We start from the raw sequence: 13,216 nt of genomic DNA on the forward strand, positions 1-13,216 counted from the left end.
ATTATTTTTCAGGAATGAATTTTCCTAATAACGTTTCTGTTTTATTATTTTTAGTAAGATGAAATAAATAAAAAGTATTACCTTTTATTTCTTCAGATTTTACAATTTTGTAGTTTGTAGTATCTTTTTTAGAAATAATTTGAAAACTTATTGCGAATATTTCATAATTAATTCTTTGCATATCAGAAGTCAATAGATTTGTAGAATTTATATTATTCTTTTTGAAAAAAGATTGATCGATATTTTTAAATTTCACACTCGAATTTTTAATATTATCTAAATAATCTTTTTTTAAATCATTTTTATTTACAAAATAAAGAACAAGTAAAATTAAAAATCCAAATACAACAAAGAAAGAAGCAAATGCATTAATTTTTTTATTAAAAAATAGTCCTATTTTATTTATTTCTTCTTCACTTTCATAATTTATTTTTTCTAATTCAAATGTATTAACCCAACTACAAAATAGAAAGATAACTGTACAGAAAATACAAATGATTAGAATTGTCATATTGAATTTTTTATTAAATATAGGAATTCAATTTTATTTCCACAATAATTTCAATTCCACTTTATATTTCCCAGCGTATGGTTTTGGGTTTGTTGGTTTTTCCGAAATCGAGAATTGATACACGCCACGTGCAGGCAATTCGAAAATAGTTTCTTTACCAAATGGTCCACCTTTTATAGAATCCACAGGTCCTTTGATGTGATTGATTCGGATATTTGCTGTAGAATCTTGCGCCGAAATTTTGATCCAAACTTTTTTAGCAGAATCTGCATTAAAGGTAAACGTATTTGTTTGTCCTGCTATTTTAGTTGGTTCTGCTTTAGCTTTTGCATAACTTACTTCAAGATTTTCGGTTGTGTTATTGGCACTTAAAGGAACAATTTTATCTGTGTTAGATACAACTTTTTGTTGAGGTTTTGCAGTAACTTTCTTCTGAGGAGAAGCCGTTTTTACCACTTCTTCTTTCATTACATCTTCTGTTGTTGGCTTATATTTTTTTACTAAATCTTTGTACGCAGAATCAACTCCAATCTTGCTTGGATAAATGGTTGGCGTAGATTTATCTTCGCAACTATAAAGTGTAATCAATGTAATAAAAGCGATAAAAGTCCATTTCATAACAGAAAAATTCTGCTGTAAAAGTAACTATTTTAACTGCAATTTCAAGGTATATTTTCCTTCAAATGGATCACCTTGCATCAAACTTTCTCCAATTCGGATTTGATACAAGCCTTTTTCGGTTAAATCATAATTGATTTCTCGTCCAAAAGGACCATCTTTCTCGTTATTTGGAGAGATAAGTTGATTAATTCTGATGTTTCCGAGTTTATTTTTAGGAATAATTTGAATAAAAACAGAGGAAGAAGAATCATTCCTAAAACTAAAAGTTTGTTGTTCTTTCGCTTCTTTTTCAATCTCAAATTCGCCTTTTCCATGAATTAATTTCAATTCAGAATTATTCATAGTCTTTGGAGAAGCAAAAGCAATTTCTTGAAAAGAAGAATCTTTTTTGATTACTTTTTGTACAGAATCTCCCATCGTAAGAGGCTCATTTTTTGTCATACAATAAATGATAATAGCTCCAATAGCTATTGATAGTATTATTATGGGACTATATTTTTTCATTATTGTAAATTTGTGCATTAGTTAATTACAAATTCTGAACCAAACTATATGTTGTATTACGAAAATATTGGAAACGGTAAACCCTTGGTGTTTTTACACGGTTTCTTAGAGAGTCATTTAATTTGGAATAATTTACGAAAAAATCTTGAGAAAGAAGCGCAAATTATTACAATTGATTTGCCTGGTCATGGAAATTCTGAAAATTCGCAAAAGGTAAATACGATGGAAGAAATGGCAGAAAAAGTGATTGAGGTTTTGGATGAATTAAATCTAGAAAAAGCAACTTTTATTGGGCATTCGATGGGTGGTTATGTAGCGTGCGCGTTGGCTGACCTTTTTCCAGAGCGTGTAGAAAATATTGTTTTGATTAACTCCTCGACTTTACCAGATGATGAAGCGAAGAAAAATCAACGTTTGAAAGCGTGTGAAACTGCTCGTAAAAATTTCAATGCGTTGGTGAGTTTTAGTATGCCTACTTTATTTGCAGCGCATCATCGAGATCAATTCAAAGATGAGTTGAAATTTGTAAAAGAAATTGCTTTAAAAACTCCAATTGAAGGTGTTTGTGCAGCTTTGAAAGGAATGCGACAGCGTCCAGATCGTTCGTCGATTTTGTATGATTTCAAAGGTGGAATTTATATTATTGTTGGAATGAATGATGAAACAGTTAATCCTGAATTATTTTTAATCTTAATTCCAAATTTACCTAATATTCATTTGTACAAATTTGATGGCGGACACATGGCTTTTATAGAAAATTATGATGAGGTTTTATCGATTTTGAAATCAATTTAGCGCTTACGTTGGAAAAATTCTTTCATCAATTGACCGCATTTCTCTTCCATAATTCCCGAAACAATTTCAGTTTTTGGATGTAATTCGCCAATTTTTGCTTTAAAACCGCGTTTTTCATCCGAAGCACCATAAACCACTTTCGAGATTTGGCTCCAATACAATGCTCCGCCGCACATCACACAAGGTTCTAAGGTTACATACAATGTGCAATCTTGTAAGTACTTTCCACCTAAATAATTTGCTGCAGACGTAATGGCTTGCATTTCTGCGTGCGCTGTAACATCAGTCAATGTTTCCGTTAGATTATGTGCTTTCGCGATAATTTTGTTGTTGCAAACAATCACAGCTCCAACTGGAATTTCGTCTCGCTCGAAAGCTGTAACCGCTTCGTTAAAGGCGATTCGCATAAAATATTCGTCTGTAAAAAGATTTTCCATTTCTATAAAATTTAAGGCAAAAATAATCATTTCCAAATTGGATATTCGATACATTTGTACAAATTGATGCCTCTTTTATGAATCAATCAAAATATATCATTGCAGCCATTATAACCTACTTTATGTGGGGATTTTTTAGTTTCGGATTGAAACCGATCGCCGGTTATCCACCTTTGGATATTCTATTTTTCAGATTGTATGTTTCCGTTTTCTTTTTAGTGGTCATTAATGTTGGATTTCGACGTAATAAGATGAAAGCTGATTATGATTTATTCAAATCATTTGATAAAAAGAAACAGAAAAAATTAGTAAGTTTAATTGTTGGCGGATCATTGATTTTGATGACGAATTGGTTGATGTTTATTATCGTGATGAATCATATTAGCGTACAAGCAGCATCGCTTTCGTACTTGGTTTGCCCGATTATTACTACCGTTTTGGCTTTCATTATTCTGAAAGAACATTTGACCAAAATAAAATGGATTGCAGTTGGTATTAGTCTTTTAGCATGTTTGGTTATTTCTATAGGTCATCTTATAGACTTGGTTTATAGTTTGATTGTAGCTTGTACATTTGCACTCTATATCATTATTCAGAGAAGTTTGAATGTTTTTGATAGTTTCAATTTGTTGATGACACAATTATTAATTGTAGCCATTCTGATGTTACCATTGGTTTTCATCTTTTCAGGACCAATTCCGACCGAAACAATTTTCTATCAATGTATCATGATGATTGTGATTTTGTTCACTATCATTCCAATGTTCTTAAACAATTTTGCTTTAAAAGGAATTGACTCTTCAACTGTTGGAATTTTAATTTATTTGAATCCAATTATGAATTTTGTTTTAGCAATTTTCTATTACAAAGAAGCCGTTTCTCTAATGCAAATGATCGGTTATAGTTTGATTTTACTCGCGATTGTAGGGTTTAATTCACAAACAATTTTCAAAATGAAAAACATAAAAAAATCTGAAGTTTAAACTTCAGATATTTTTATGTTGATTTTTCAGGAAATATTATTTGATGTAAACAGAATTTGGTGAAACTCCAGTTGTAATTGCTGGATTTTTAAGACCTCCTTGTGCATTCTGAATTAATAATCGTCCATTAGAATTGTAATCTTTTGCGTCTAAAACATAAAAAGTATCACCTTTTACATAGAAACCATATACACTATCAGCACCTGTTATGTAATCTGCTTTTGTAGGCAAAGCTGTTGCATTTGTAGCCATAGAATAAACAGAATTATTAACGATGTAATACAATTTACTATTCTCCGCAACTAAGAAATTAGGATGTTGTCCATCAGGAAAATTCATTTCTAATTTATCTTCTGAAGTTAAATTATAACGAACCAATTTTCCTTTTGTAGTAGTTCCCCAATTAACACCTTGAGAAAGCACAAATAAATTTCCGTTTTGAATTGTTAAATCTGTCGGAACATCACCAACATTTATACTTTTTTTATCATTTGTTTTAAGGTCAATAATTGTAACTGTTTTACCTGTTCCCCAGCCACCTTTTTGTGCAACATAAAGTTTGTTATTGTCAAGAATCATTTTTTCTGGACCTTCATCTACTTTATATTTTTCTACAAATGTTAAATCACTGATTTTGTATTTTGCAATAAAATCATCTGTCGTTACATTAGGATCTCCCCAGTTTGAGATATACAAAAATTGATCATCAGAAACGATATAACGAGGGTTGCTCATATTATCTGATGATGGAATTGTACTAATTTTTTTGAAAGTTGTGTTGTCTACAACTTCTACTTTATTAGAAACATTAAGAACAATATAAGCTTTGTTTCCTTTGAAATACATGCTTTGTCCTACAGAACCCAATTGTGCACCAGCGTTCGCAGTCTTGAAAATTTCTTGAATAGGATTTGTTGTACTTACATCTTTTGTTGGATCAAAATAAGTGATTTCTGCGTTAGCTGAATTGAAACCTCCTTCATTCAAAATAAAAACTCCTTTCGAGTAGTTTCCTTTTTCAGGATCATTATTTGGCCCATCATCGTCATTTGAACAAGATTGTAAAAATACTCCTGCCAAGGCTATAAGTGCGATTGATTTAAATTTAGTCATAGTTTTTTAAAATTTTATTTGTATTTGTATGTTATAATTTGTGCCGGGTTGCCAACGATTTTCTTGCGTTTGATATTCTTGGTTAAACACATTATTCACACTCATAGAAACGCTATAAAGTGGTGAAATCGTAAAATTTAAACCTAAATTCGTTAGCCAAAAACCATCAAGTGTTCTTTCTTCTTCCGAATCGGTAAAAACTTTACTTGTATAAATATTTTGTAGAAAAGCAGATAAACGTTTGTAAGTGTATTGTGCGCTCGCCGTCCATTTATGATTTGGGGAATACATCAATTCCTTATTTTTAAATTTATCTTTTGTTTTGGTGTATGCATAAGTTGTATTGAAACTAAATGCATTCCATTTGTAGCTTCCAATCATTTCAAAACCATAGGTTTCAGCTTTGTTGATGTTCACAGGAACCCAATAAGAAGTGTTTTGCGAACTCGGAATCCATTGAATCATATCACTCAACTTATTATAAAAAATATTGGTTTGAATGTTTAAATTTTTGTTGATAAAATCATTTCCAAGTTCAAATTGATAAGCTGATTCTGATTTCAAATCTGGATTTCCACCAGTTTTCCAAAATAAATCATTGTAGGTTGGATTTCTGAAATTTTTCGAAACATTTCCTCTCAATTGATACGAATGAATCGGACGAAAATTAAAACCCAATGAATAAATAAATGGATTTTGGTACGTATCAGAAAAATCTTGACGAATACTCGCTTCGTATTCCAAAACATCTGATAATTTATGCTTCGCGATTAAGGCAAAATTGATTGAGTTTTGATCGCTTTTATTCAAATTATTTCCACTTCCTTGATTATAATTAGCTTCAGATAAAAATGAAAGCTCGAAATTATTAGTCAATTGATGATTCAGATAATATTTTAAAACATAATTATCCACCTGTAAATCGTCCGAATAAGATTTGTGAATATTGTTGAAATAACTGTTTTCTTCTCGGATATATGCCAATTTTAACTGCGATAGCCACTTTTCATTTGGATTGAAATTCCATTCTGTCATCAAACGATAATCCTTATTTTCGTACCCAGAAGGCGTTGAACCAATGTCAACTAAAGGAAATTCGCGCTTCCCAAAATTGATCATTGAATAAAGTTTCAATTCGTTTTCAGGATTAATTTTATAGCCAAAATTTCCATTAATTGTATTGAAATAATATTTTCCGTTCAAATTCTTCTTCATGTGATTCGGAATTTTATAATCATTATCAGATTGATTTCGTTCGTAATCGATTGAAGAACTAAATTTTTCTGTACTATATTTCAATTGATATTTTCCCGACCATGTATCGTAACTTCCGTATCCTAAATTTATTTTTTGCTGTAAACCTTTGTCATACTCAAATTTATTCAACAAATGAATTGTACCGCCGATAGAACCTGTTCCATACGCAATACTTCCGCCTCCTGGTTTCACTAAAATTCCGTCAAACGAATTACTTGCAAATAAATTAAAATCCGTTTGTCCTGTTGTTTGCGAATTGACATTTATTCCGTTCCAAATTACCGCTGTATGCGAAGCTAAAGTTCCACGAAACGAAGGCGAAGAAACCATTCCTCGTCCATTTTCTTTAAAATAAATTGGCGTTTGCGCTTGTAAAACTTGCGTCAGTTGATTAGGATTTTGCTCTAAAATACTATCATTAAGTTTGATAATACTTTGAGATTTGTAATGATTTTTAAGAAAAGCATCGTTCAAAATCAAAGGTTTCAAATTGATGGTATCCGTCTGTGCAAAAGCAATTCCAGCGATAAGATTAAAACAAAGAAAAAGTTTTTTCATATTAAAATCTGTTTTTCCTCCGAAAACATTTTCTATTAATTTGTTAGCAATGGCAGGTTTCCTGACTTATTCTTTTACAAAAAGTATGTTAGAATTTACAGTTGCGGGGACAGTTTTGGAATTGAACCAAATTCCCTTTTAACTCACTCGTTGAGCACCATTTTATGCAAATGTAAAGAAAAGCAATTGATTTTATAAAAAGTAGATTGTTAAATCGTTAACCTTAAATTAAGATCAGATTTATTTTATTTGTACAGTATTCAAAATCATTATATCTAGTGATTTTTAAGAATGATGGACAAATTAAATTTGTAACCAACAAAAACAATTATTATTTAAACTTTAAAAACGATGGAAAACAATCAGCCGTACAAATCAGAGAAAAAAATCATTGCTGGAATTTTAGTAGGATATTTAGGAATTCATAAATTCTATTTAGGATATACAAAAGAAGGAGTTATTCAAATTATTGCCACTTTTGTAACATTTGGATTTGCTGGACTTATTGGATTTATTGAAGGGATTATTTATTTGACTAAATCTGACGAAGAGTTTGATAAAACATATGTAGAAGGTCACAAAGGCTGGTTCTAAAATAGAGATTACATTCTTTTTTAAATATTTTTCGATCCCAAAATAACTTTAGATTATTTTGGGATTTTTTTATTGAATGAATTCGTTTTAAATAATTCGCAAGTTTTTTATTACATTTGCTTTAGGAAAAAATATAATAAAGAACGAAATCGCATAAAATGGCTATAAAAACATTTAGAGAAGTAATCGCAGAGGCAATGAGTGAAGAAATGCGTCGCGATGAATCTATATTTTTAATTGGAGAAGAAGTAGCAGAATACAACGGAGCGTACAAAGCTTCGAAAGGAATGTTAGACGAATTTGGAGCAGAACGTGTAATTGATGCGCCAATCGCAGAGGCTGGTTTTTCTGGAATCGCAATTGGATCTACAATGACGGGATGTCGCCCAATCGTAGAATACATGACATTCAACTTTTCATTAGTGTCTATTGACCAAATTATCAATAACGCTGCAAAAATTTATCAAATGTCAGGAGGACAATTCAACTGTCCAATTGTATTTAGAGGACCTACTGCTTCTGCAGGACAATTAGGTGCAACACACTCACAAGCTTTTGAGAATTGGTATGCAAATGTACCAGGTCTTAAAGTAATTGTTCCTTCAAATCCTTATGATGCAAAAGGTTTATTAAAATCTGCAATTCGTGATAACGATCCAGTAATTTTCATGGAATCTGAACAGATGTATGGAGATAAAATGGAAATGCCAGATGAAGAATACACAATCGAAATTGGTAAAGCAGAAATCAAACGTGAAGGTACAGATGTAACGTTAGTTTCTTTCGGGAAAATCATTAAGCAAGCTTACATTGCTGCTGATGAATTAGCTAAAGAAGGAATTTCTGTAGAAGTAATTGACTTACGTACAGTTCGTCCATTAGATTACGATACAATTTTCAAATCTGTTAAGAAAACAAATCGTTTAGTAGTTTTAGAAGAAGCTTGGCCTTTCGCTTCAGTTGCTTCAGAAATTACGTATATGGTTCAACAAAAAGCATTCGATTATTTAGATGCACCAATCAAACGTATCACAACAAAAGATACATCAGCACCTTATGCTCCAAACTTGTATGAGACTTGGATTCCTAATGCAAAAGATGTAGTTGAAGCTGTAAAAGCTGTGATGTATAAATAATTAAGATTTATAAACTATATTTGTAAAGTCTAGCATACATTTTGCTAGACTTTATTTTTTTTTAACCAAATCTTATTGATGAAAAGTTATATAACAGCTTTTTTTATAGTTGTTTTAGCGTCTGTGCACGCGCAAGTAAAAATTCAAGGAAAGGTAATCGATTCTGAAACTCAGAAGCCTATTCCTTACGCAGATATTCGTTTACCAGAACTTAAAGTAAGTGCAACATCAAACTCTGATGGCACTTTTTATATCGAATCTAGTTCGAATACAAATAAAATTGTTGTATCAAAAAATGGATATGAAACGTCTGATTATGTAATTGAAAATAAAATTGATTATAATTTTATTGCTCAATTATTTTTAGCAGAAGACAATACTTCAGAAGAAGATGACGGAACGGTAGATTTACAAACTGCGGTTGTTTCGGTAAAGAAAAAACGTCTTAAAAAGAAAGAAAATCCAGCTTATGCTATTTTGCGTGAAGTATGGAAACGTAAAAAGAAAAATGGGCTAAAATTAGCACCACATTACCAATATGATGAATACGAAAAGTTGCAATTTGATATTAGTAATATCGATTCTACTTTTATGAAACGTAAGATTTTTAAAGGAATGGAGTTTGTTTTCGAGAAAGTAGATACTTCTTCTATTAATGGAAAAACATATTTACCAGCTTTCTTGAATGAGTCAATTTACAATGTTGCAGGAATTAATAAACCTTCTACAAAAGAACGTCGAGAATTAATTGCAAATAAAACATCAGGTTTCGAGAAAAATGAAGTGGTGGCTTCTACGGTAAAAAATCTTTTCCGTGATATTGATATTTATGATAATCGTGTCAATATTTTAGATATTAAATTTGTGAGTCCAATTGCTACAGATGGTTTCGCGGTTTATGATTACGAATTGAAAGATACTATTGATGTAGATGGAATAGAATCTTATCGAATCAAATATTATCCACGTCGCGAAGGTGAATTGACATTTAAAGGAGAATTATATATTTCGAAAGATGCTTATGCGGTGAAAGAGGTTGTGATGGAAACGACGAAAGAAATGAACGTGAATTTTGTGCGTAATATTTTCATGAATCTAGAATATGATATTCCAAACGATTCTATTTTCTATCCGAAAAAAGAATATGCGATGTTGGATATGTCGTTGTTGAGTAAAAAGGAAAGTGCGAAAGGAATTTTTGCGCATAAAACGGTGAATTATTACAATTACGATTTCGATACAACACATCCCGAAGCTTTTTATTACGAGAAATTAGATCCAGCAAAAGCTGCGCTTAACGAAAAAGATAATCAGTTTTGGACAGAAAATCGTCCTGAAGCTTTAACGAAAGATCAAGAAGGTATTTACGAAACATTAGAGCAATTAAATAAAGTACCAAAATTCAATAATATTGTGAAAGCAATCGAGATTTTTGGTTCTGGATATTACAATGTCGGAAATGCAATTGATATCGGGAATTTATATTCATCTTTTGGATACAACCAAATCGAAGGATTCCGTTTGAGAGCTGGAGCTCGTACATATTTTTCGCAAAATGATATGTGGCGTGCGCAAGGTTTCTTGGCATATGGTTTTCGAGATGATAAATTCAAATATGGAGCAGATTTTCGTTACATGTTCAATAAATATAATCGTTTTCAAGTCGGTATCGGAACAAAACGTGATGTAGAACAATTGGCTGCAACGTTAACGGCTTCTGACGGAATTATGACCCGTAGTTTTGCTTCGTCATCAATCATCAATCAAGGAGATAATACATTTTTGAGTAACAATAATTTGACAAATGTGTATGCGTCGATAGAGCCTTGGAAGAATGTAACGTTTCGTGTTGATGGAAATTATCAATTGATAAAACCAGCTGATGCAGTACATTTTTCGATTGGATATGAAAAAAACGGTCAGATTAAAGAAACTTTAACAAATTCAAGTGTAAGTGTTTCGGTAATTGCTCGTCCAGGTGCAAAATATTCGCAATACGGGATTGATCGTTACGAAATGACAACACTTGCACCCACGTTAATGTTGCGCTATACAAAAGGATTGAAAGGTGTAATTAATTCAGATTTTGAATATGATAAATTACAATTTTTATATACACAACCAATTTTGATTGGATCTTTTGGTAAATCATTGGTAACTGTAGAAGCAGGAAAAACATTTCAAGGTGTTCCTTTATCATTAATGAGTGCGTTACCTGGAAATGAGAGTTACGGACAAGTTTATGGTACATTTTCACAATTAGATTATTATGAATTTGTAACAGACGAATATGTAACGATGAACTGGGAACATCATTTTAACGGTTGGATTTTGAACAAAGTTCCGTTAATCAAAAAATTAAAATTAAGAGAAGTTGGATTCTTGAGAGCGGCTTACGGAGACATTTCTGAGAAAAGTAAAGCTATTAATCGTTCGACAATAGAATATTTTGCACCAAATCAACAAATCTACTACGAATACGGGTTTGGGATCGAAAACATTGGTTTTGGAAACATTAGACCAATACGTGTTGATTTTAATTGGCGCGGAAATTATAATAATTTGCCAGATGTTCGTAAATTTGGCATCACAATCGGTTTAGATTGGAATTTTTAGAAAATACATAATAAAAAAAAGAATATTACAATGACTTTTGATGCAATCATTGAAATCCCAAGAGGATCTCGCAATAAATATGAAATGGATCACGAAACAGGAAGAATCCGTTTTGATCGTGTTTTATACTCTCCAATGTTCTACCCAGCTGATTACGGTTTCGTAGAAAATACATTAGGATTAGACGGAGATCCAATTGACGTATTAGTTTTCTTAACAGAACCTACTGTTCCTGGATGTGTAATCGAAGTAAAAACAATCGGTGTTCTTAAAATGTCTGATGACAAAGGACAAGATGAAAAATTAATTTGTGTACCAGTTGCTGATCCAACATGGAACCAATTAGAAAACATCACTGATATGAATCCTCATACATTGAAAGAAGTTGAGCACTTTTTCAGAGTGTATAAAGACTTAGAAAATAAGACAACAACAATTGAAGGGTACGGTGATAAAGCAGAAGCAGAACAATTGTTGCAAGATGCAAGAGAGCGTTTCGTACCAGCTCACTAAGAAATAATTTATAATTTCATATAAATAGTCCTCATTTTTTGAGGACTATTTTTTTTGATTAAATTTTCCTCCCATTCTATCAACTATTTCCAAAAACATTTTTAAGTTTATAGAAATACTCACACATGAAATCGAAATTTTTATTAACACTAGGTTTAATCTCTACAACCATGAGTTTATCTGCTCAAACTAATCAACAAGTTTTAGAGTTGATTAACAAAGAAGTACAACAGAATTCTGAAGCTTATCAACAATTAAAAAAAGCAACCGAAACAATTGGACATCGCGCTACAGGAACAGAAAATGGACGAATAGCAGAAGAATATGCGGCCAATTTGTTGCGTTCGTATGGTTATGATGTGTCTTTTCAAGAATTTACATTTAGCGGATGGAATCGTAAAAGTTTAGATTTAAAAATCAATAATCAACCTATAAAAGCCGTTGCTTTGGCGCATTCGCCAGCAAATGTTAGTCTTTCGGGAGAATTGATTGATTTGGGAAATGGACTTGAAGAAGATTACAAAAAGATTGGTGATAAAGTAAAAGGAAAAATTGTTTTTGCTACGCTTGGTTTGTTGGATGGAACGCCAAAAGAAATCGAAAATCTACATCGTTCCGAAAAAACAGCTTTAGCAGAAAAGTACGGAGCAAAAGGAATTATCTTGTTTAATCGCCCTGCTGGAGGAATTCTATTGACAGGAACGGCCTCTGTAACGGGAGAAATTATTAAAATTCCTGCAATTAACATCAGTTTAGAAGATGGATTGAAAATCAAAGAAAATCTATCAAAAGGAAAAGAAATTGCTAAAATCGAAATGAAAAATGATGTTGGACAAATGAAAGGTCGCAACATTATTGCAAAGAAAATCGGTTCTAAATTTCCAAATGAGAAAATAATTCTTGGAGGGCATTTAGATAGTTGGGATTTGGCTACAGGAGCGATTGATAATGGTGTTGGAAGCTTTTCTGTGATGGATATTGCGAGAACATATAAGAAGTTAAATCTTCAAAATGATCGAACAATAGAATTTGTTTTATTTATGGGCGAAGAAGTTGGTTTGATAGGTTCTAAATATTACGTCAATCGAGCGCTGAAAGATGGTTCTATCAATCAAATCAAAGCAATGTCGAATATGGATATGACAACAAATCCAAAGTCTTATTATTCGACAATGGAAAGTAATTTACCTATTTTAACTGATTATGCGAATGATGTGCAAAAAGTAATTCCAGATTTTAAATTGAAAACATTTGCGAGTGTAGATTTACATTCAGATCATCAACCGTTTATGTTGCAAGGCGTGCCTATTATTGGGCTTTCGGATAGTCAATTTACAAAAGGAGCGTTAAATTGTTACCACGCGAATTGCGATACATTTGATTATGTAGAAGAAATTGGTTTGAAAAATAATGTGATTTTGGAAACCTATTTGTTGTATCGTTTGAGTAATTTGAAAGAAATTCCTTCAAAACGTTGGAACGAGCAAGAAGTAAAAGAAGCCTTAATCAAAGGAAATTTAGAAACTCCACTTCGTATTTCGGGCGATTGGAGATGGTAATATCAAAAAAATCCTTCAG

Annotated in this window: 13 protein-coding genes and 1 riboswitch; of the genes, 7 read left to right on the forward strand and 6 right to left on the reverse strand. The window is 31.7% G+C overall.

Annotated features, from left to right (window positions below):
• Window position 1: 1 nt before the first annotated feature.
• Genes B4E59_RS06615 through B4E59_RS06625 form a run of 3 tightly spaced genes read right to left on the reverse strand, consistent with a single transcriptional unit; the run spans window position 2 to window position 1,636 of the window.
• Entirely contained in the window at window positions 2-511 is a 510-nt protein-coding gene (locus B4E59_RS06615; protein WP_291052170.1) for a hypothetical protein, read from the reverse strand.
• Window positions 512-544: 33 nt separating this feature from the next.
• Window positions 545-1,129 (reverse strand): hypothetical protein, encoded by a 585-nt coding sequence (locus tag B4E59_RS06620; RefSeq protein WP_291052173.1) that lies wholly within the window; start codon window positions 1,127-1,129, stop codon window positions 545-547.
• Window positions 1,130-1,156: 27 nt separating this feature from the next.
• Window positions 1,157-1,636 (reverse strand): hypothetical protein, encoded by a 480-nt coding sequence (locus B4E59_RS06625; protein WP_180905731.1) that lies wholly within the window; start codon window positions 1,634-1,636, stop codon window positions 1,157-1,159.
• A gap of 48 nt (window positions 1,637-1,684) precedes the next feature.
• Between B4E59_RS06625 and B4E59_RS06630 the strand changes: the two genes are divergently transcribed.
• On the forward strand, window positions 1,685-2,431 hold the full coding sequence (locus tag B4E59_RS06630) for an alpha/beta fold hydrolase (protein ID WP_291052177.1): 747 nt from the start codon (window positions 1,685-1,687) through the stop codon (window positions 2,429-2,431).
• Here the strand turns inward: B4E59_RS06630 and B4E59_RS06635 are convergent.
• Window positions 2,428-2,868 (reverse strand): nucleoside deaminase, encoded by a 441-nt coding sequence (locus B4E59_RS06635; RefSeq protein ID WP_115001927.1) that lies wholly within the window; start codon window positions 2,866-2,868, stop codon window positions 2,428-2,430. The two genes, B4E59_RS06630 and B4E59_RS06635, sit on opposite strands and share 4 nt — an antisense overlap.
• A gap of 77 nt (window positions 2,869-2,945) precedes the next feature.
• Between B4E59_RS06635 and B4E59_RS06640 the strand changes: the two genes are divergently transcribed.
• Window positions 2,946-3,851 carry an EamA family transporter gene (locus B4E59_RS06640; RefSeq protein WP_291047932.1) on the forward strand — a complete coding sequence of 302 codons (906 nt, stop codon included), beginning with the start codon at window positions 2,946-2,948 and terminating at the stop codon, window positions 3,849-3,851.
• A gap of 36 nt (window positions 3,852-3,887) precedes the next feature.
• On the opposite strand, the gene B4E59_RS06645 is transcribed toward B4E59_RS06640, so the two are convergent.
• Window positions 3,888-4,964 carry a DUF5074 domain-containing protein gene (locus tag B4E59_RS06645; protein ID WP_280049930.1) on the reverse strand — a complete coding sequence of 359 codons (1,077 nt, stop codon included), beginning with the start codon at window positions 4,962-4,964 and terminating at the stop codon, window positions 3,888-3,890.
• 6 nt (window positions 4,965-4,970) lie between these two features.
• On the reverse strand, window positions 4,971-6,779 hold the full coding sequence (locus B4E59_RS06650) for a TonB-dependent receptor plug domain-containing protein (protein ID WP_291047928.1): 1,809 nt from the start codon (window positions 6,777-6,779) through the stop codon (window positions 4,971-4,973).
• A 34-nt stretch (window positions 6,780-6,813) separates the two neighbouring features.
• A riboswitch (cobalamin riboswitch) is annotated at window positions 6,814-6,956 on the reverse strand.
• Between the two features lie 174 nt (window positions 6,957-7,130).
• Between B4E59_RS06650 and B4E59_RS06655 the strand changes: the two genes are divergently transcribed.
• The 5 genes from B4E59_RS06655 to B4E59_RS06675 all read left to right on the forward strand — a co-directional run bounded on the left by B4E59_RS06655 (window position 7,131) and on the right by B4E59_RS06675 (window position 13,197).
• A complete protein-coding gene (locus B4E59_RS06655) occupies window positions 7,131-7,373 on the forward strand; it encodes a TM2 domain-containing protein (protein ID WP_291047924.1) in 243 nt (80 codons plus the stop codon).
• 158 nt (window positions 7,374-7,531) lie between these two features.
• The gene (locus tag B4E59_RS06660; protein WP_114998120.1) at window positions 7,532-8,509 is read left to right on the forward strand and encodes a pyruvate dehydrogenase complex E1 component subunit beta; all 978 of its coding nucleotides are present in this window, start codon (window positions 7,532-7,534) and stop codon (window positions 8,507-8,509) included.
• Between the two features lie 78 nt (window positions 8,510-8,587).
• A complete protein-coding gene (locus B4E59_RS06665) occupies window positions 8,588-11,125 on the forward strand; it encodes a DUF5686 family protein (RefSeq protein WP_291052180.1) in 2,538 nt (845 codons plus the stop codon).
• Window positions 11,126-11,155: 30 nt separating this feature from the next.
• Complete coding sequence (locus B4E59_RS06670) at window positions 11,156-11,638, forward strand: inorganic diphosphatase (protein ID WP_038336778.1); 483 nt, start codon at window positions 11,156-11,158, stop codon at window positions 11,636-11,638.
• A 125-nt stretch (window positions 11,639-11,763) separates the two neighbouring features.
• Complete coding sequence (locus B4E59_RS06675) at window positions 11,764-13,197, forward strand: M28 family peptidase (protein ID WP_291052185.1); 1,434 nt, start codon at window positions 11,764-11,766, stop codon at window positions 13,195-13,197.
• The last annotated feature ends 19 nt before the right edge of the window (window positions 13,198-13,216 follow it).

It is taken from the genome of Empedobacter sp. UBA2044 (assembly GCF_002333005.1).
In the GTDB taxonomy this organism is placed as follows: Bacteria; Bacteroidota; Bacteroidia; order Flavobacteriales; family Weeksellaceae; genus Empedobacter; species Empedobacter falsenii_B.

Excerpts from the sequence above, each read along its gene's own strand:
- B4E59_RS06635 (WP_115001927.1), bottom strand. The coding sequence starts at position 2,868 with ATGGAAAATCTTTTTACAGACGAATATTTTATGCGAATCGCCTTTAAC.
- B4E59_RS06625 (WP_180905731.1), bottom strand. The coding sequence starts at position 1,636 with ATGAAAAAATATAGTCCCATAATAATACTATCAATAGCTATTGGAGCT.
- B4E59_RS06615 (WP_291052170.1), bottom strand. The coding sequence starts at position 511 with ATGACAATTCTAATCATTTGTATTTTCTGTACAGTTATCTTTCTATTT.
- B4E59_RS06630 (WP_291052177.1), top strand. The coding sequence starts at position 1,685 with ATGTTGTATTACGAAAATATTGGAAACGGTAAACCCTTGGTGTTTTTA.
- B4E59_RS06620 (WP_291052173.1), bottom strand. The coding sequence starts at position 1,129 with ATGAAATGGACTTTTATCGCTTTTATTACATTGATTACACTTTATAGT.
- B4E59_RS06660 (WP_114998120.1), top strand. The coding sequence starts at position 7,532 with ATGGCTATAAAAACATTTAGAGAAGTAATCGCAGAGGCAATGAGTGAA.
- B4E59_RS06650 (WP_291047928.1), bottom strand. The coding sequence starts at position 6,779 with ATGAAAAAACTTTTTCTTTGTTTTAATCTTATCGCTGGAATTGCTTTT.
- B4E59_RS06655 (WP_291047924.1), top strand. The coding sequence starts at position 7,131 with ATGGAAAACAATCAGCCGTACAAATCAGAGAAAAAAATCATTGCTGGA.
- B4E59_RS06670 (WP_038336778.1), top strand. The coding sequence starts at position 11,156 with ATGACTTTTGATGCAATCATTGAAATCCCAAGAGGATCTCGCAATAAA.
- B4E59_RS06640 (WP_291047932.1), top strand. The coding sequence starts at position 2,946 with ATGAATCAATCAAAATATATCATTGCAGCCATTATAACCTACTTTATG.
- B4E59_RS06665 (WP_291052180.1), top strand. The coding sequence starts at position 8,588 with ATGAAAAGTTATATAACAGCTTTTTTTATAGTTGTTTTAGCGTCTGTG.
- B4E59_RS06645 (WP_280049930.1), bottom strand. The coding sequence starts at position 4,964 with ATGACTAAATTTAAATCAATCGCACTTATAGCCTTGGCAGGAGTATTT.
- B4E59_RS06675 (WP_291052185.1), top strand. The coding sequence starts at position 11,764 with ATGAAATCGAAATTTTTATTAACACTAGGTTTAATCTCTACAACCATG.